This window comes from Rhodoferax sp. XS2R6 (assembly GCF_056521365.1).
Genome location: NZ_JBWMAY010000001.1, coordinates 1,298,478 through 1,317,125 on the forward strand (window position 1 = coordinate 1,298,478; position 18,648 = coordinate 1,317,125).

The 18,648-nt window shown below is 64.8% G+C and carries 18 protein-coding genes; 16 read left to right on the forward strand and 2 right to left on the reverse strand.

Annotated features, from left to right (window positions below; genetic code table 11):
- Positions 1 to 11 precede the first annotated feature (11 nt).
- The 8 genes from AC097A_RS06185 (at position 12) to AC097A_RS06220 (ending at position 9,137) form a co-directional block, all read left to right on the forward strand.
- Positions 12 to 752: a flagellar basal body rod protein FlgF gene (locus AC097A_RS06185; RefSeq protein WP_105261443.1), complete on the forward strand. Its 741-nt coding sequence runs from the start codon at positions 12 to 14 to the stop codon at positions 750 to 752.
- Between the two features lie 98 nt (positions 753 to 850).
- Positions 851 to 1,633, forward strand: coding sequence for a flagellar basal-body rod protein FlgG (flgG, locus tag AC097A_RS06190; protein ID WP_105261444.1), 783 nt, complete (start codon positions 851 to 853; stop codon positions 1,631 to 1,633).
- 16 nt (positions 1,634 to 1,649) lie between these two features.
- Entirely contained in the window at positions 1,650 to 2,366 is a 717-nt protein-coding gene (locus tag AC097A_RS06195) for a flagellar basal body L-ring protein FlgH (RefSeq protein ID WP_105261445.1), read from the forward strand.
- A 66-nt stretch (positions 2,367 to 2,432) separates the two neighbouring features.
- Positions 2,433 to 3,575 (forward strand): flagellar basal body P-ring protein FlgI, encoded by a 1,143-nt coding sequence (locus AC097A_RS06200; protein ID WP_479620136.1) that lies wholly within the window; start codon positions 2,433 to 2,435, stop codon positions 3,573 to 3,575.
- A gap of 1 nt (position 3,576) precedes the next feature.
- On the forward strand, positions 3,577 to 4,515 hold the full coding sequence (gene flgJ, locus AC097A_RS06205) for a flagellar assembly peptidoglycan hydrolase FlgJ (protein ID WP_479620137.1): 939 nt from the start codon (positions 3,577 to 3,579) through the stop codon (positions 4,513 to 4,515).
- Positions 4,516 to 4,527: 12 nt separating this feature from the next.
- Positions 4,528 to 6,525 carry a flagellar hook-associated protein FlgK gene (flgK, locus tag AC097A_RS06210; protein WP_105261448.1) on the forward strand — a complete coding sequence of 666 codons (1,998 nt, stop codon included), beginning with the start codon at positions 4,528 to 4,530 and terminating at the stop codon, positions 6,523 to 6,525.
- Positions 6,526 to 6,545: 20 nt separating this feature from the next.
- Positions 6,546 to 7,796: a flagellar hook-associated protein FlgL gene (gene flgL, locus AC097A_RS06215; RefSeq protein WP_105261449.1), complete on the forward strand. Its 1,251-nt coding sequence runs from the start codon at positions 6,546 to 6,548 to the stop codon at positions 7,794 to 7,796.
- Positions 7,797 to 7,799: 3 nt separating this feature from the next.
- On the forward strand, positions 7,800 to 9,137 hold the full coding sequence (locus tag AC097A_RS06220) for an HDOD domain-containing protein (protein ID WP_479620138.1): 1,338 nt from the start codon (positions 7,800 to 7,802) through the stop codon (positions 9,135 to 9,137).
- Here AC097A_RS06220 and AC097A_RS06225 read toward each other — a convergent pair.
- Both AC097A_RS06225 and AC097A_RS06230 read right to left on the reverse strand, forming a co-directional pair.
- Complete coding sequence (locus AC097A_RS06225; protein ID WP_479620139.1) at positions 9,101 to 9,406, reverse strand: NIPSNAP family protein; 306 nt, start codon at positions 9,404 to 9,406, stop codon at positions 9,101 to 9,103. The genes AC097A_RS06220 and AC097A_RS06225 overlap by 37 nt on opposite strands.
- A gap of 23 nt (positions 9,407 to 9,429) precedes the next feature.
- Positions 9,430 to 10,896, reverse strand: a complete 1,467-nt coding sequence (locus tag AC097A_RS06230) for an aminotransferase-like domain-containing protein (RefSeq protein ID WP_479620140.1) — start codon at positions 10,894 to 10,896, stop codon at positions 9,430 to 9,432.
- A gap of 99 nt (positions 10,897 to 10,995) precedes the next feature.
- Between AC097A_RS06230 and AC097A_RS06235 the strand changes: the two genes are divergently transcribed.
- The 8 genes from AC097A_RS06235 to AC097A_RS06270 are packed head-to-tail and all read left to right on the forward strand — an operon-like array spanning position 10,996 to position 17,858.
- Entirely contained in the window at positions 10,996 to 11,631 is a 636-nt protein-coding gene (locus AC097A_RS06235) for a LysE family translocator (RefSeq protein WP_479620141.1), read from the forward strand.
- Complete coding sequence (locus AC097A_RS06240; protein ID WP_479620142.1) at positions 11,628 to 12,542, forward strand: DMT family transporter; 915 nt, start codon at positions 11,628 to 11,630, stop codon at positions 12,540 to 12,542. Before AC097A_RS06235 ends, AC097A_RS06240 begins: the two co-directional genes overlap by 4 nt.
- On the forward strand, positions 12,539 to 13,141 hold the full coding sequence (locus AC097A_RS06245) for a LysE family translocator (RefSeq protein WP_479620143.1): 603 nt from the start codon (positions 12,539 to 12,541) through the stop codon (positions 13,139 to 13,141). Before AC097A_RS06240 ends, AC097A_RS06245 begins: the two co-directional genes overlap by 4 nt.
- Before the next feature lie 26 nt (positions 13,142 to 13,167).
- Positions 13,168 to 14,403, forward strand: coding sequence for an aminotransferase-like domain-containing protein (locus tag AC097A_RS06250; protein ID WP_479620144.1), 1,236 nt, complete (start codon positions 13,168 to 13,170; stop codon positions 14,401 to 14,403).
- 2 nt (positions 14,404 to 14,405) lie between these two features.
- A complete protein-coding gene (locus AC097A_RS06255) occupies positions 14,406 to 15,029 on the forward strand; it encodes a glutathione S-transferase family protein (protein WP_479620145.1) in 624 nt (207 codons plus the stop codon).
- 26 nt (positions 15,030 to 15,055) lie between these two features.
- Complete coding sequence (locus tag AC097A_RS06260) at positions 15,056 to 15,928, forward strand: PhzF family phenazine biosynthesis protein (RefSeq protein ID WP_479620146.1); 873 nt, start codon at positions 15,056 to 15,058, stop codon at positions 15,926 to 15,928.
- 29 nt (positions 15,929 to 15,957) lie between these two features.
- Positions 15,958 to 16,896 carry a PhzF family phenazine biosynthesis protein gene (locus tag AC097A_RS06265; protein WP_479620147.1) on the forward strand — a complete coding sequence of 313 codons (939 nt, stop codon included), beginning with the start codon at positions 15,958 to 15,960 and terminating at the stop codon, positions 16,894 to 16,896.
- Positions 16,893 to 17,858 carry a threonine dehydratase gene (locus AC097A_RS06270; RefSeq protein WP_479620148.1) on the forward strand — a complete coding sequence of 322 codons (966 nt, stop codon included), beginning with the start codon at positions 16,893 to 16,895 and terminating at the stop codon, positions 17,856 to 17,858. Before AC097A_RS06265 ends, AC097A_RS06270 begins: the two co-directional genes overlap by 4 nt.
- Positions 17,859 to 18,648: the final 790 nt, after the last annotated feature.

Sequence of the window (18,648 nt, forward strand, 5' to 3'; positions counted from 1 at the left end):
GCTAACGCACCATGGACCGTTTGATCTACACGGCGATGACGGGAGCCAATGCGGCTGCGAACCGCCAGGCGGTCCTGTCCAACAACCTTGCCAATGTCTCCACCAACGGCTTTCGGGCCCAGCTGGCCACCTACCGCGCCGTTCCATTGCGTGGAGAGGGGGCCACCACACGGGTTTTCGCCCTGGAAGCATCGGCCGGGCACTCCACCAAACCCGGCCCCGCCATGCGTACCGACCGCGCCCTCGATGCCATGGCACTGGGAGACGCCTGGTTCTCGGTGCAAGGCCTGGACGGCAACGAGGCTTACACCCGCAACGGCCACTTTGAAGTGAATCCCGAAGGTGTGCTGACCACGGGCAACGGACTGCAAGTGCTCTCCAGTGACGGCTCGGCCATCACCGTCCCGGCAGGGGCCGATGTGAGCATCAGCCCAGACGGCAACATCAGCGCCAAGATTGGCAACCAGCCCGCCAACAGCGTGGGCCGCCTGAAGCTGGTGGTACCCACCGCCGAAGACCCGCTCAAACGCGGAGACGATGGCCTGTTTCGCGCCTTGTCCGGTGAACCGCTCAACACCGAAGACACCGCGCGCGTACACCCCGGCATGCTGGAAGGGTCCAACGTCAACGCCATCGAAGCCATGGTGGGCATGATCCAGACCGCCCGCCAGTTCGAAGCACAAATGCGCCTGATGCAAACCGCCGAATCCAACGACCGCGCAGCCGGCCAACTGCTGAGCCTGCAAGGCTAAACCACCAGGAAAAGCTGTGAACCCCCGCGCTCATTCACATTCGCTGCCCCCCAAGGGGGCGCATGCCTCCTTTGAGGCGGCTCTACAGGAGACATAACATGATCAACTCGCTCTGGATCTCCAAAACCGGCATGGAAGCCCAGCAAATGCAGCTGGATGTCATTTCCAACAACCTGGCCAACGTGTCCACCAACGGTTTCAAAAAATCGCACGCGGTGTTTGAAGACCTGATGTACCAAAACCTGCGCCAGGTTGGCACCGCCGTGAATGAACAGGCGGTCCTTCCCACCGGCCTCCAAATCGGTCTGGGCGTACGCACGGTCGCCACCAGCCGCTCCTTCTCACAGGGCAATCTGCAGCAGTCCAGCAACAACCTGGATGTCGCCATCCAGGGCAACGGCTTCTTCCAGGTCACCATGTCCGACGGCACCGTGGGCTACACCCGCGATGGCGCCTTCCAGCTCGACAACCAGGGCCGCCTGGTCACCTCGGGCGGGCTGCCCGTGCTCAACGGCATCACCGTACCGGCCAATGCCACCAGCCTGGCCATTGCGCAAAACGGTGAAGTCACCGTTCAGGTCCCCGGCAACACGGCGCCCCAACCTGTGGGCACCATCACCCTGGCCAGCTTCATCAACCCCGCCGGCCTGGAACCCAAGGGCCAAAACCTGTATGCCGAAAGCGTCGCCTCGGGCCAGCCCAATGCCGGCAATGCTGGCGAGAACGGTCTAGGCGGCCTGATGCAAGGCTTTGTGGAAACGTCTAACGTGAACGTGGTACAGGAACTGGTGACCATGATCCAGACGCAACGCGCCTACGAGATGAATTCCAAGGCCATCCAGACTTCTGACCAGATGCTGCAGAAGCTCGGCCAGCTCTAACCCTGCGAGTTAAGCCATGACCCACACGCCCCAGGCCTGCACCGCGCTGCGTTCGCTGCGCACCACGGCCGTGACCGCTGCCGTTGTGCTACTGACCACCGCCTGCCAGCAACTGCCGCAAAAAGTCACCGTGGACTTTGCCGAGCCCCGTGTCGCGGCAGCCCCTGCCACCACACAAGTCGCAGCGCGGCCCAACACTGGCAGCCTGTACCAAACCGTGGCGTACCGCCCGGCCTTTGAAGACCGACGGGCACGCCAGGTGGGTGACACCGTCACCATCCAGATTGTGGAAAACGTAACCGCCAGCCAGAAGTCCACCTCCACCGTCAACCGCAACACCTCGGTCGATGGTGCCGTCACGGCACTGCCGTTCAACGACCTCTCCGGGCTGGCCAAATTCAACGTCGGGGCGACCACCAACAACAACTTCTCGGGCAAGGGTGGCACGGAGAGCGCCAACACCTTCGCTGGCTCCATCACCGCCACCGTGGTGGAACTGCTGCCCAACGGCCACATGGTGGTCACCGGTGAGAAGCAGATCGGTGTGAACCAGAACGTGGATGTGTTGCGCTTCTCCGGCACAGTGGACCCGCGCATGGTGCAACCCGGCAGCGTGATCAGCTCCACCCAAGTGGCCAATGTGCGCGTTGAATCGCGGGGTCGTGGCGCCCAGGGCGAAGCCCAGACAGTTGGCTGGTTATCCCGGTTCTTTTTAAACGTTAGCCCCTTCTAAAGATCTCCAGAATAGTGCCGAGGGGTAACAGGTCCAGTCGGACCGTCCCCGTTACCGACTCTGCACATGAAACACTGGAACCCAACAGCAATCACCTCCGGCCGCCGCTGGCTGGGCGGTCTGTGTGTGGCGCTTGTCATGGCAGGCAGCGGGCCGGCCATGGCCACGCGCATCAAAGAGGTCGCCTCCATCGAGGGCGTGCGCAGCAACCAGCTCACCGGCTTTGGGCTGGTGGTGGGCCTGGACGGCACGGGTGACCAGACCACCCAGATGCCCTACACCACCCAGGGCCTCAAAAACTACATGGAGCAGCTCGGCCTCACGCTCACCGCAGCGTCCCAAGCCCAGCTACAGATGAAAAACGTGGCTGCGGTGCTGGTCACTGCCCAACTCCCCGCCTTTGCGCGCCCAGGTCAGATGCTGGACATCAACGTCTCGTCGCTCGGCAACTCCAAATCCCTCAAGGGCGGCACCCTGATTGCCACCCCCCTCAAGGGCGCAGACGGTGAGGTATACGCCCTGGCCCAGGGCAACCTGATCGTGGCCGGTGCCGGTGCCGCCGCGGGCGGCAGCAAGGTGCAAGTCAACCACCTCAGCGCGGGCCGCATTCCGGACGGAGCCCAGGTGGAACGCAGCGTCCCCACCGCCTTGCAGGAAGGCACCACCATCAACCTGAGCCTGAGCGCCTCGGACTTTCAGACCGCCCGCAAAGTGGCCCAGTCCATCAACAACCGCTTTGGCAACAGCATTGCCCAAGCGCTGGACGGCCGCACCGTACAGGTCAAAGCGCCCACCAGCCCGAATGAGCGTGTGAATTTCATTGCCGAGATGGAAGAACTCACCGTGGAGAACTCGATCGCCGCGGCCAAGGTCATCATCAACTCCCGCACCGGCTCCATCGTGATGAACCAGGCCGTGACCCTGGGCCCCTGCGCGGTGGCGCACGGCAACCTGTCCATCAGCGTGTCCTCCACCCCGGTCATCAGCCAGCCCAATGCCTTGTCGGGCGGGCAAACCGTGGTCGGCGAAAAGGCCAACATCGACATCAAGCAGGAAGCTGGCAAGCTGATCCAGCTACCCGCAGCCACCCAGCTCACCGACGTAGTGAAGGCCCTCAACTCACTGGGCGCCACACCACAAGACCTGCTGGCCATTCTGCAAGCGATCAAGTCGGCCGGTGCGCTGAACGCGGAGCTGGAGGTCATCTGACATGGGCTACGGCAACAGTCTCGGAACGCCTTCACTGGGCAACATGCAAAGCCTGGCGGTAGACACCCAGTCGCTGGGCAACCTGAAGCTGCAAGCGGGCAAAAACTCGCCCGAGGCCATCAAGGAAACCGCCAAACAATTCGAGTCCCTGTTCATGCGCGAGCTGGTCAAAAGCATGCGCGAGGCCACCATGAAATCCGGCATGCTGGACAACCCTGGCAGCGACTTGGGGCAAGACCTGCTGGACCAGCAACTGGCCGTCAGCATGTCCGGCCAGCCCGGTGGCCTGTCGGACCTGATTGCGCAGCAGCTGACCCGCCAAATGGGCATCACCGCAGAACCTGGCACCGATGCCGCCACGCCCATACGCCCCCAAACACTGGGCAGTGCCACACCGTCCACCGCCCCACGGGCCACGGCTTCAGATGCCACCCTGCCACCGGTCAAGATCAAACGCACGCCCACCGAGAGCCAGGCCAGTTTTGTACGCCAGCACTCCGACGCAGCCAGCAAGGTCGAAAAGGCCACTGGCATTCCCGCCAGTTTCATGCTGGGCCAGGCGGGCCACGAAACCGGCTGGGGCCGCGCCCAGATCAAGACCAAAGGCGGCGGCAACTCCTTCAACCTGTTTGGCATCAAGGCCGGCGCCAGCTGGACTGGCAAGGTCGCCGAGGTCACCACCACCGAATACGTCAACGGCGTGGCACAGAAGCAGGTGGCCAAGTTCCGCGCCTACGACTCGTATGAAGACTCCTTCAAGGACTATGCCCGCATGATCTCCGAGAGCCCCCGCTACGCCAAAGCCCGGGCCCAAACAGGCTCGGCCCAGGCCTTTGCGACAGGCCTGCAAAAAGCCGGCTACGCGACCGACCCCGAGTACGCCGCCAAGCTGAGCCGCGCCATCAACACCACCCTGCACCTGCGCCGCCTGCAGGTGTAACCGGACGCCACCATGAGCATTCTCAACATCGGCACCCGTGCACTGCAAGCCAACCAGGTGGCGCTGCAGACGGCAGGCAACAACATTGCCAACGTCAATACGCCCGGCTACTCGCGTCAGACCGTCACACTGCAAACGGTGCAGGGCCAGTTCTCCGGTGGCGGCTACATCGGCAAGGGCGTGGATGTGCAAACCATCCAGCGCAACTTCAGCGCCTTCCTGACCCGCCAGTCCACATTGGCCAGCTCGGTGCAGTCGGCCGACGTCACCCGCTCCGACAAGCTCAGCCAGCTCGAAGGCATCTTCCCTGGTGGCACCAGCGGACTGGGGGCCGCCATCAGCGAGATGTTGAACGCGTTTTCGGACGTGGCCAGCGCCCCTACCGACCTGACCGCCCGCACCGTGGCGCTGACCCGGGTGGACGAAACTGCCTCGCGCATGCGCGCCGCCTCGCAGGCGCTGGACGACCTGCAACAGGGCGTGGACCAAGAGCTGCGCCAGAAGGCAGACGCCATCAACACCCTGGCCCGCGGCATTGCCGACGTGAATGACGAGATTGCCCGCGCCCAGGGCACCGGCCAACCGCCCAACGACCTGCTAGACCGCCGCGACCAACTGGTGCGCGAACTCAACCAGTACGTGCAAACCACCTCCATCCCGGCCGATGACGGCACGGTGGGTATTTTTCTGGCCAGCAGCCAGGCCCTGGTGTTGGGCACCACGGTGTCGCCCGTCTCCATCGTGAGCGATGACTTTGGTGACACTCTGAAAAACAAACTCGCCATCACCCGCAACGGCCTCACCGTGGTGTTGGATGAAAACGCGCTGGGCGGCGGCGAGGTGGCCGGCCTGCTGCGCTTTCAAAACAGTGACCTGGTGGAAGGCCGCAACCTGCTGGGGCGCCTGACCATGGCCGTGAGCACCGCCATGAACGCGCAACACCAACTGGGCCTGGACCTGGATGGCAACTTTGGCGGCAACCTGTTCACCCCGGCCACCTTCAATGGGCAAAACATTCGCCAGCCCGTGCCTCCGGCCACGCTGAACACCGGCACCGGCGGCCTCACCCTCGCCATCACCGACGTCAGCAAGTTCGCCGCGTCGGACTACGAGATCAACTTCAGCTCCGCCACCTCGGGCTCCATCACGCGCCGTTCCGACGGCCTGGTGGTCAGCTTTCCACAAACGCCCGCCCCCGCCTCCGGCGCCTTGGCCAATGTGGATGGGCTGGACATCTTCGTCTCGGGCACGCCCAACGTGGGCGACCGATTCCTGCTCAAACCCTTCAGCACCTCGGCCAGCAATATCGACAGCGTGTTCTCCACCCCGCGCAACCTGGCCGTAGCCAGCCCGATTGCGGGCTCCATGGGCAGCACCAACCAGGGCAGCCTCAAGCAAGTGTCCATCAGCGCGCGCACCCTGCCCATGTCGCTGGCCACGCCGGTGGTGTTTACCTTCACCGGCACCAACACCTACACCCGAAGCGACGAAACCCCGGTGGCCAACACCACTGTGTTCACCTACACGCCGGGCCAGGCCATTGAGGCCGAATACCCCAACAACTACCCCACGCTGCCGCCCACCTACAACGATCCGCTGACCGGCTGGACCTTTACCTTGCAAGGCTCGCCCAAGCCCGGCGACACCTTCACCGTCATCGACATCAAAGACCCGGCTTACGGCGTGGACTACAAGCTCAATGCAGGCAACGCCACCGCCATGATGAACCTGCGTGATATGGCCATGTTCGATGGCGCCGCCCTGACCGACGGCTACGCCAGCCTGATCTCGCAAATTGGCATCCGCAGCCAAAGCGCTGCCTATGCCGCCGAGGTGTCCAGCTCCATCGCCACCAACCTGGAGAAAGACCGCACTGGCGTATCGGGCGTGAACCTGGACGAAGAAGCTGCCAAACTGTTGCAGTACCAGCAGGCCTACCAGGCCTCGGCAAAAATGATCCAGATCGCGCAAAGCATTTTTGACACCCTGATGCAAGGCCTCAACCGCTGAGGCCCCGGAGGACGACCACCATGGCCACTTCTTTATCTCGCCTGGGCACCGCCAACACCTACGACCTGGCCATGCGCAACCTCACGGCGCGCCAGACCAAGCTGGCCGACCTGCAAGAAAACCTCACCTCGGGCAAACGCGTGGTGCGCCCCAGCGACGACCCCACCGGCGCCGCCCAGGCCGAGCGCTCGCTCACCCGCCTGGCCCGCATTGCCACCGACCAGCGCGCGCTGGAGGCACAAAAAAACTCCATCGCCTCGGCCGAAAGCACGCTGGGTGACATTACCAGCGCACTGCAGCGTTTTCGCGAACTCACCGTGTCGGCTGGCAACGGCAACAACACCGCCGCCGAACGCCGCACCATTGCCGTGGAACTGCAAGGCCTGCGCGAGCAGGTGCTCACCATGGCCAACCGCAAAGACAACAACGGCCTGCCTTTGTTTGCCGCCCTGGGCAGTGGCCAAGTGCCTTTTGCCGGCCCCAACTCGCCGCCCACCGACTACAGCTTTCTGGGGCTGCCCGGCCAGGCCGCCGCCAGCGAAAACGCCATTCCCGGCACGCTGGATGGCGAGAGCGCCTTCATGCTGCAAGGCCGCCGCGATGGCGCCTACAACGTCACCCTGTCCCAGATTCCGACCGACCGCACGCTGCAAACAGGCCCCGTCACGGTGGTCGACCCCACCCTGGTCAACGGCTCCAGCTACTCCATCACCATCGATGCCGTGTCTACTGTGGCTGGCACCACCACCGTCACTTACAGCGTGGCCGAAGGTCCACCCGTGGCCGGCCCCACCCAGTCGGGCCTGACCGCCTCTTTCCCGTCCAACCTGGCGCCCAGCTTCACCATCACGGCCATGCCCGGCCTGTCCATGACCGTGAACGGCCTGCCCGTGGCCGGCGACGCCATCACCATAGACACCAGCCCCAGCATCTTCAGCGTCATGGACGACGCCATCCGCGACATCGGCACCGCCGTCAATGCCAACGCCGCCTCACAAGCTGTAGCCCAGGCGCTGGGCAATCTGGACATCGGCATGGAGCGGGTATCGGCCGTGCGTGGCCAAGCCGGTGACCTGCTCAACCGCGCCGACCGCATCACCTCCACCCAAGAGTCGCGCAGCATCCAGCTGGAAGCCGACCGCTCGCGCGCCGAAGACCTGGACATGATCAAAGGCATTGCCGACTTCCAGAACCAGCAGACCGGCTATTCGGCCGCGCTGCAGTCCTATGCCCAGGTGCAAAAGCTGTCGCTGTTCAACTTCATTGGATAAGCCATGAGCAACTCCGTGCTGGGCAGCGTGACCATGGGCTACCAGCCTGTGTGGAACGCGTGGCGCCAGCGCTGCGCCACGCGCCTGGTGGTGGAGCCCCACCTCAGCGGTGCGGTGGACGCACAACACCTGCTGCACACCCTGCACGAACTCTGGCCCGCCAGCCTGGAGGCCCAGATCCTGGTGGTGCGCACACCCGCCTTGCTCAGCGACCTGCTGGACCACACCCCTGCCCAGAGCCTGTGGCTGGAAGTGCCCGACGCCTGGCTGGGCGACGCCCTGCTGGCGGGCCGCGTGCGTAAAGCCCAACAACGCGGGGTGCGCCTGCTCTGGCGCGGCGAAGCGGGCCAGCCACCGGCTGCCGAGTTGCAGGGCCTGTTTCACAAAACCCTGCGCAGCATCACCCCGCACGATGCCCTGGCCGCCCTACGCGCCGCATTGCAACGCAGCCATGACGGTGGCACTGCCGGCCCCGGTGCCTGGGTATCGCCCATCGTGCCCGGCGCCCTGTACGAAGGTCTGGCCAGCCAGGCCCTGGTGGAGCACGCACTGGACCACCAGGCCGTCTGGGGCGTGGCCGGTTGGCCCACCGAGGAAATGCTCTACGGCTACCGCTACAAACAAATCCAACCCGCGCGCCAGCTGCTGCTGGACCTGGTGCATGCCATCGACGCCGACGAATCGCTGGAAGCGCTGGAACACCGCATGGGCAACGAGCCGCTGCTGAGCTACCGCTTTCTGCGCTACGCCAACTCCGCCGCCCTGTCCTTGCGCACCGAAATCGGCAGCGTGCGCCAGGGCCTCATGACCCTGGGCTACAGCCGCCTGCGCGCCTGGCTCATGGAACAAATGCCCCACGCCAGCAGCGACGCCAACCTGCAACCCATCCGCGCCGCCATCGTGCTGCGCGCGCGCATCATGGAACGCTTGGCCGATGCGGGCATTGAAGACGAGCTGCGCCGCGAGGTATTTTTGTGCGGCATCTTTTCGCAGGTGGACCTGTTGCTGGGCGAAAACCTGGGCGCCGCCCTGCACCGCCTGCCCCTGCCCGGCCGCGTGGCCTCCGCCATCCTGGGCCAGACCGGCCCCTACGCCCCTTGGCTGGAAGCGGCCAGCGCCCTGGAGAGCGGCAACACCAAAGTCATCCGCGATGTCTGCCGCGCCCACGACCTGCAGGCCGACGAGGTCAACCGCGCCCTGCTGCGCTCGCTGGCTGGCTGCGCAAGCCTGAATTTCAAGCCTTTTAGGGCTCTGGCCCAGGCGGAATATGCGCAAGCAGCTATTAAATTAATAGCAAATCAAACTCAACGGAACACCGGGCGAAAAAACGTGCGCTCGTAGCTCACGATGCAACGTGTCTCTTCGGCATACCGAAACGCGGCCTGGCATTCGGCGTCGTGGAACGACTGCTGGCGGTAGGTCTCGTAGGCCGCAAGGCTGGGAAAGCTGAACATGGCCAGCGCGATATTGTTGGCGCCCTCGGACGGCAAGAAGTAGCCATGGTGCTGGCCACCAAAACGCTCCACCAGCGGAATCCACAGCTTGCCGTAGTGCTCGAACTCGGCCAGCTTGTAGGGGTCGATCACGTAGCGCAAATAACAGGTCACCATCTTTGTTTCCTCACATTCGGTTGTTACTTAGCCACCGACGTGGCCTTGCCCAGTTGTTCATCACGCAGCCGCGCAAAGGTCTTCCAGAACTGGGCCTCTTGCGTGCTGGCAAAGTTGATGCGCATCAGGCTGCTGGGCGTGCGCTGGGCGTGGAACAGCGCACCGGGCGCCAGCAGGTAACCCTCGTCCAGCATGCGCTGGCTCAGGGCGTCGGTGTCTACGCCGGTCTCCACCCAGCCAAACAGGCCCACCGGGTCGGACGCGAAGGTACAGCCATGGGCCAGCGCCAGTTTCACGCTGCGCGCACGGGCCCCATCCAGCTGGGTGCGGATGCGCTCAGCGTGGCGGCGCAGCTGGCCTTGGTCGATGCACCAGGCCAACGCCTTTTCCAGCAGCGCGGGCGTGGTCAAGGTAGACAGCAGCTTGGTGTCCAGCAGGCGCTCGGCTAGGTCTTTGGGGGCGGCCATGTAACCCACGCGCCAATTCGGCGCCAAAATTTTGGCAAAGCCGCCCACGTAGATGGTGCGCTGCAGGCCGTCCAGCGCACACAAGCGCGTGGAATGGTCGGGGGCAAAGTGGCTGTAGGTATCGTCTTCAACAATGTGAAAGTCGTGCTGGTTGGCCAGCTGCAGGATGCGGTAGGCACTGCTGGGCGAGAGGCAAAACCCCGTGGGGTTGTGGAACACGCTCACACTCACAAACAGCTTGGGGCGGTGCGCCTCGCAGTAACGCGCCATCACCTCCAGGTCCGGCCCCTCGGCACGGCGCGGCACCGGCAGGATACGCATGCCCAGCGAATCGAGCCGCGCGAATTCAATGGCCCAGCCGGGCTCTTCCACCATCACGTAGTCGCCCGCGCGCAGCAGCGTGCGACTCACCACGTCCAGCGCATTGGTGGCACCCACGGTGGTAATGATTTGCTCGGGCGCGGCGTGTACCGACAGACCGGCCAGCTTGGTGGACAGCGCGCGGCGCAGCCCGGTATCGCCGGCGGGCTCGCCGTATTGCAGCGAAAACGCATTCAGCGCCTCCACGCTGCAGCTGCGCCGCACCGCGGTGGCCAAAAAGGTGGACTGCAACCACTCTTTGGGCAACACGCCCATGCCGGGCTGGGGCTTGTTGCTCACGCCCTTGAACATGCCGCGGATCAGCGCCGTGGCGTTGAGCGGCGCGTAGCGCTGGGGCACGGTGAGCATCAGGTTGGCGACGCCATGCGCTCCCGATTCGATAGCAGCTTGCGCACTCCCCACGGCCACGGATGGCAATTCGCGCACATAAAAGCCGCGGTTCTTGCGCGCCTCTACCAAGCCCTGGGCCAGCAGCTGGTCGTACGCGCCCACCACGGTGGACGGGCTCACGCCCTGCTGCTGCGCACACAGGCGCACCGAGGGCAGGCGCGCGCCAGGCGCCAGCAGCCGGTCGCGGATACGCTGGGCAAACAGCGCCGCCAGTTGTTCGGCCAGGCTATGGGCCGCGGTTTTCATGAGCATGGGGTGTCCTCTGTGCTGGCCGTGCCAGCAATACAGTTTGGTTTCTGTTCACACAAACTGTACTGCAAGTGTGTTGTTTTTCCAAGTACAGTGAATCGCATGTTCACCACCTTTACCGCTGCCGAATTCACGGCGCTGCTGCTGCTCTCCACCGCGGCCAGCTTCACGCCGGGGCCCAACACCACGCTGTCCACCGCACTGGCGGCCAACCGAGGACTGCGTGGTGCGCTGCACTTTGTACTGGCCGTGCCGCTGGGCTGGGGCCTGCTGTTCACGCTGTGTGCGGGTGGCCTGGGTGCGCTGGTGGTGGCCTTGCCGCTGTTGCGCAGCGCCATCCAGTGGCTGGGCATAACCTACCTGCTGTGGCTGGCCGTCAAGCTCGCCCGCGCCAGCAGCCTGGGGGAGGCGGACGCGAGCCGCCTCAACGTCACCTTCTGGCAGGGTGTGGCGCTGCAGTTTCTCAACATCAAGGCCTGGATGCTGGGCCTGACGGTGACCGCCGGCTGGCTGGCCGGGCGCGAGGATGTGCTGGCGCGTTTTGCCATCACGCTACCGCTGATGCTGGCCTTTGGTTTCTTCAGCAACCTGCTCTACGCCGCCATTGGCTCCCTGCTGCGCGACTGGCTCAGTGGCCCGGTGGTGGCCGGTGTGGCCACAGCGCAGCGCCTGCGCTGGTTCAACCGCGGCATGGCTGCGGTGCTGGTGGCCACGGCCGCCTGGATGGGATCGTTATGACAACAACCAACCTCAAAAAGGGCCTGTGGCTGGGCCTCTTGGGCATCACCATTTTTGCCATGACCCTGCCCATGACACGCCTGGCCGTGGGCACGCCTGAAGCGCCGCTGATGTCGGGCCTGTTCATCGCCGTGGGCCGCGCCGTGGTGGCGGGCTTGCTGTCGGCGCTGTTCCTCTGGTGGGGCAAGGCGCCGCTGCCACCGCGCGACACCTGGGGCCCGCTGGTGCTGGTCGCTTTAGGTGTGGTGTTTGGGTTTCCCATCTTCACCTCCATCGCCATGCGCCATGTGGAGGCCGTGCACGCCAGCGTGATGGTGGGCGTGCTGCCCCTGGCCACCGCGGTGGTGGGCGCCTTTTTGAACCGGCAGCGTCCGTCTACCGGCTTCTGGGTCTGCGCACTGGCCGGCACGGCGTTGGTGGTGGCGTTTGCTGTTCTGCGCTCGGGCCACAGCGGCCTCTCACTGCAAACGGCGGATGTGCTCTTGCTGCTGGCCATGGCCTGTGCGGCCGTGGGCTACGGCCATGGCGGACGGCTCTCGCAGCGCATGCGGGCTGAGCATGTGATTTGCTGGGCGTTGTTGATTTCCTTGCCCATCAACCTGCCGCTGGCCGTGTGGCAGTTCCCCAGCGTGGCCCTGCCCGCCAGCGCCTGGGTGGCGTTTGCCTATGTGTCAGTGTTCTCCATGTGGCTGGGCTTTTTCGCCTGGTACAAAGGCCTGGCCCTGGGTGGCACCGTGCGCGTCAGCCAAGTGCAGCTGCTGCAGCCGTTTTTGGGCATGTTGTTTGCCGTGCCGCTGCTCGGTGAGCGGCTGGACGCGGTGACCGTGGGTTTTGGCGTCGCGGTGATTGCCACCGTCTTTATCGGCCGGCGCATGCCGGTGCAAACCTCTTTGAAAGCCGCCACGGCATGAACCACGAGCTGATGATCGCCGCCGCCCTGTTCCTGGTTGTGAGCTCCATCACGCCGGGCCCCAACAACACCATGCTCATGGCCTCGGGTGTGAACTTCGGCGTGCGCCGCTCGCTGCCGCACCTACTGGGTGTGCAGATCGGTTTCACCGTGATGCTGCTGTGCGTGGGCCTGGGCCTGCATGCGGTGCTGGACCGCTTTCCGGCGCTCTACCAGCTGATGCGCTGGGGCGGCGCGGCCTACCTGCTGTGGTTGGCCTGGAAACTGGCAACCGCCCGCCCGGCCAGCGCTGACCCCGAGGCACCCGCAGCGCAGCCGCTGGGTTTCTGGGGCGCGGCCGCCTTCCAGTGGATCAACCCCAAGGCTTGGGTGATGATCGTCACCGCCATGAGCGCCTACCTGCCACCCGACGCCAGCGTGCCCCAGGTGCTGCTGCTGGCGCTGATGTCGCTGGTACTGGGCAGCCCCTGCTCGGCGGTCTGGGTGGGGTTTGGCCAGGCCATGCGCGGCCTGCTGCAAGACCCGCTGCGCCTGCGCATTTTCAACATCACCATGGCGCTGGCCCTGGTGGCCTCGCTCTACCCTATGCTCATGCCTTGAACCTGATTTTTTGAGAGAAGACAACCATGACGAACTCCACCCACTGGACCCTGGCCGAACGTGCCGCCAAGATGAACCCCTCGGTGATCCGCGAGATCCTCAAAGTGACCGAAAAACCCGGCATCATCAGTTTTGCCGGCGGCCTGCCCAGCAGCAAAACCTTCCCCGTGGCCGAGTTTGAAGCCGCCTGCGCCAAGGTGCTCAAAGACGACCCGGCCGGTGCCCTGCAATACGCGGCCAGTGAAGGCTATGGCCCGCTGCGCGAACTGGTGGCCACGCAGCTGAAGGCGCAAAGCGCCGCAGCCGGGGTGACCTGGAACGTAGACCCCGCCCAGGTGCTGATCACCACCGGCTCACAGCAGGGCCTGGACTTGGTGGCCAAAATCCTCATCGACAAAAACAGCAAGGTGCTGGTGGAGTCCCCCACTTACCTGGGCGCCGTGATGGCTTTCACCCCCATGGAACCCAATGTGGTGAGCGTGGCCAGTGATGACGAAGGTGTGGACATTGCCGACCTGCGCGACAAGTCCCAAGACGCGCGCTTTCTGTATGTACTGCCCAACTTCCAAAACCCCACCGGCCGCAGCATGACCGAAGCACGCCGCGCCGCCCTGAGCGCCGAAGCTGCCCGCAGCGGCCTGCCGCTGATGGAAGACAACCCCTATGGCGACCTGTGGTTTGACCAGGCACCGCCCGCCCCGCTGACCGCACGCAACCCCGAGGGCGGCATTTACCTGGGGTCGTTTTCCAAGGTGCTGGCACCCGGCCTGCGCATGGGCTTTATCGTGGCGCCCAAGGCGGTGTACCCCAAGCTGCTGCAGGCCAAACAAGCGGCCGACCTGCACAGCCCTGGCTTCAACCAGCGCTTGATTTTTGAGGTGATGCAAAACGGTTTCCTGGACCGCCATGTGCCCACTATCCGCGCGCTCTACAAGTCGCAGCGCGATGCCATGCTGCAAGCACTGGCCCAGCATTTCCCCGAATCGCAGGGCCCGCACGCGGCCAACGCCGACAGCACCTTCACGTGGAACACCCCCGCGGGCGGCATGTTCCTGTGGGCACGCCTGCCAACCGGCATGAACGCGGTGGACCTGCTGCCCCACGCGGTGGACAAAGGCGTGGCCTTTGTGCCCGGGGCACCGTTTTATGCCGGCAACGCCGATGCGCGTTCCATGCGCCTGTCCTTCGTCACGCCCAGCGTGGAAGAAATCCACCGCGGTGTGGCCGCGCTGGCGGAAGCTATCCACGCCCAACGGAGCTGACCATGGCCGTGCACATCTGGGGGCGCCTGAGTTCGCTCAACGTGCGCAAGGTGGTGTGGGCCGCGCAAGAAACCGGCGTGGCCTTTACCCGCAGCGATGCGGGCATGGCTTACGGCGTGGTCAAAACCCCCGCGTACCTGGCCATGAACCCCAACGCCCTGGTGCCCACGCTGCAGGACGGCGACTTTGTCTTGTGGGAAAGCAACGCCATCGTGCGTTACCTGTGCGCCAAGTATGGCAATGAGCAGCTCTACCCCCAAGACTTGGCCGCACGCTTTGATGCCGAACGTTGGATGGACTGGCAACAAACCACGCTGAACCGCGACAGTGGCGGAGCCTTTGCGCAGTGGTTCCGCACCCCGGCCGAGCAGCGCGATGCCGCAGTGATCGCCCGCTCCACCGCCGCTACCGAGCCGGCCATGGCCCAACTCAACGACCACCTGGCCACCCTTGCCTATGTGGGCGGCGCGCATTTCAGCATGGCCGACATTCCCGCTGCCTGCGATGTGCACCGCTGGTTTGGCCTGCCCCAGCCCCGGCCGGCCTGGCCGCACCTCGAACGCTGGTTCGCCAGCGTCCTGGCCCGCCCGGCCACCCGCGGCGTGCTTGACCTTCCCCTTTCATAGTTCTCCTTACTTTCAGAAAGCCACCCGTGTCCCAACAGCGCCCCTTCGCCCAAGTCGATGTGTTCACCGCCCAGCCGTATCTGGGTAACCCCCTGGCCGTGGTACTGGACGGCGCGGGTGTGAGTGACGAGGCCATGCAGGCCTTTGCGCGCTGGACCAACTTGAGCGAGACGACGTTTTTGCTGCCGCCCACGGCCGAGGCGGCGGCGCAGGGCGCGGACTACCAGGTGCGCATCTTCACGCCCGGGCTGGAGCTGCCATTTGCTGGCCACCCCACGCTGGGCAGCTGCCACGCCTGGCTGGAGGCGGGTGGCAAGCCCAAGAACGCCAAACGCATCGTGCAGCAGTGCAAGGGCGGGCTGGTGCAAATCTGCCGCGATGGCACCCGCCTGGCGTTTGCCGCGCCAACCCTGCAACGCAAAAATCCCAGCCCCGGCCTGCTGGCCCAGGTGGCTGCCGCACTGGGCCTGAAGGCCGCGCAGGTGGTGGCCGCCCAGACGCTGAGCAATGGCACCGACTGGATGGGCATCCTGCTGGACGACCGCCAGACCGTGCTGCAACTGCAACCCGACCACCTGGCACTCAAACACCTGGGCATCAAGGTCGGCGTGGCCTCCATGCCCGCGGCCGCGACCACCCAGCATGGCGTCGCCAGCGAAATGGAAGTGCGCGCCTTTGCCCCCATGGAGGGTATTCAGGAAGACCCGGTGAGCGGTAGCCTGAACGGCAGCCTGGCGCAGTGGCTCATCGAAGACGAGTACATGCCCAAAAAGTACGTGGTGGCGCAGGGCACCTGCGTGCAGCGCGAAGGCCGCGTCCACATCGAGCAGGACAGCAGCGGCCAGGTCTGGGTGGGGGGTGACTCGGTCACCTGCATCCGCGGCACTGCCGCCCTCTAAATCCACACATCCCCTTCGGGAGTCCTCCAATGCGACTACGCCTTTTCAAGCAGGTGGACGTGTTCACCGCCCAGCCCTACCTGGGCAACCCCCTGGCCGTGGTGCTGGACGGCAGCGACCTCAGCACAGAAGCCATGCAAAGCTTTGCGCGCTGGACCAATCTGAGCGAGACCACCTTTCTGCTGCCGCCCAGCCCCGAGGCCGCGGCCCAGGGTGCGGACTACCGCGTGCGCATCTTCACGCCGGGTGACGAGCTGCCCTTTGCCGGCCACCCCACGCTGGGCAGCTGCCACGCTTGGCTGCAGGCGGGTGGCACGCCCCAAGCGCCGGATGTGATCGTGCAGGAGTGCGCCAAGGGCTTGGTGAAGCTGCGCCGCGACGGCACACGCCTGGCCTTTGCCGCGCCAAGTCTGCAACGCAGCGCCCCCGATGCCGCGCTGCTGGCGCAGGTTACGGCCGCGCTGGGCCTGCAGGCCCAGCAAATTCTGGCTGCACAGTGGCTCAACAACGGCCCCACCTGGCTGGGCTTGCTGCTGGACAGCATGGAGACGGTGCTGCAGTTGCAACCCGATGCCGCCGCCCTCAAAGGTTTGGTGCCTGGTGTGGGTGTAGCCGGCATGGACAGTGCGCCAGCAGCTCCTGATTTGATAGTGCGCAGCAACCGCGAGGCGCGGGCCTTTGGTGCCCGGGATGCCGCAGCGGCCTCTGGAGACGACGACACACCGTCCGTGGAAGTACGCTTTTTCGCGCCCGACATTGGCGTGCTGGAAGACCCGGTCACTGGCAGCTTCAACGCCAGCCTGGCGCAGTGGCTGATTGCCGACGGCGTTACGCCCCCGCGCTACGTAGCTGCCCAAGGCACCTGCATAGGCCGCGCCGGGCGCGTCACTATCGAACAAGACGATGCCGGCCAGGTCTGGGTCGGTGGCGATTCGGTCACCTGTATTGAAGGAAAGGTTTTGCTATGAACGCCCAGCTCCCCACCCTGCACGACATCGAAGCTGCCGCGCAAGTCATCTACCGCGAATTCGGCCCCACCCCGCAATACCGCTGGGGCCAACTCGCCAGCCTGCTGGGCACCACCTGCTGGGTCAAACACGAGAACCACACGCCGGTGGGTGCCTTCAAGATCCGCGGCGGCCTCACCTACTTTGACCAACTGGCCCAGCGCGGCGCGCTGCCGGCTGAGGTCATCAGTGCCACCCGCGGCAACCACGGCCAAAGCATCGGCTGGGCCGCACGCTCCCACGGCGTGCCCTGCACCATAGTCGTCCCCCATGGCAACTCGGTAGAAAAGAACGCCGCCATGCGCGCGCTGGGCGTTTCGCTCATCGAACACGGAACCGACTTTCAGGAGAGCCGCGAATACGCCATGGGCCTGGCCAAAGAGCGCGGTGCCCACATGGTGCCCAGCTTCCACCCCGACCTGCTGCGCGGCGTGGCCACCTACTGGTGGGAACTGCTCAAGGCCGCCCCCGCGCTGGATGTGATCTATGTGCCCATCGGCCAGGGCAGCGGTGTCTGCAGCGCCGTAGCCGCCAAACGCGCGCTGGGGCACCAAGCCCGCATCGTCGGTGTGGTCAGCGCCCACGCCACCACCTACGCGGATTCACTCAAGGCCGGCAAGGTCGTCGAAGCCCCAGTCACCACCCAGTTGGCCGACGGAATGGCCTGCCGCGTGGCCGACCCCGAAGCGCTGCACATCCTGATGGGAGAAATCGACCACATCGTGCAAGTGACGGATGCCGAAGTGGCCCAGGCCATGCGCGACATCTTCGCCTGCACCCACAACGTGGCCGAAGGCGCCGGCGCCGCCAGCTTTGCCGCGGCCATGCAGGAACGCGACACCCTGCGCGGCCAGACCGTGGGGATTACGTTGTGCGGGGGGAATGTGGATTCGGCGGTGTTTGCCGACGTGCTACAGAATTAGGAGCTGGTTGCGCAGCCTCCACAAGGGCCAGTGGCCATTTTTACCCCTAACGTGGTGCCGTAAACGCCGATAACTCTTCCGGCAGCTTGCCTGCCGCTTGTATTGACTGGCGCTTCCCACAAAACAAAAACATCGATCAGTTTCTTGCGCTTGCGGAGGAGTCCATATACGAACTGTTAGGCGGCACTGCGGCCACGACGCAGTGCAAGTGCCAAGCCTATAAGGAACCACACCGGACCGCCGACCACAAACATAAGATTCAGCAAGCGGTCAAAACCATCGGCTGATTGCCCCCAATGCCGAATGCCAAGAACAAACAGCCACGCTCCCCAACAACTGATCCCGACGCCTGCCAACCGTCGCAGCCATCCGCCAGCACGTACCAGCCTGGAACCATCGGGTATGGGCGCGGCCGTGTCGCCGGGCTCGCCACGAAGCAGCCCCCAGCACCCTGCCGCGCAGAGGACAAGCATGAGGCTCATGGCCCGGAACTGGGTCCATTCCGACTTGCCGTAAGGCCCGGGGTGGGGCCATGCGTACGACCCTTTGTAGGGTCCGAACAGGTGGATTACCAGCCCCACCGCGGCAATTCCGACGAACAGGCCCAGGCCCTCCATCCATAACCCCGGGGAATCCCGGCGCATCCGGCGCTCCAGCGCCGACCGTGGTCGAGGCGGAGATGACTTTGCACAAACGAACAATGCGAACGCGATGCTGGGCAAGAGCCAGCAAAGATAGACCGCCAAGTAGCCAACACTCCGCGGCGGACTGATGAGAACCCAGAGGTGCA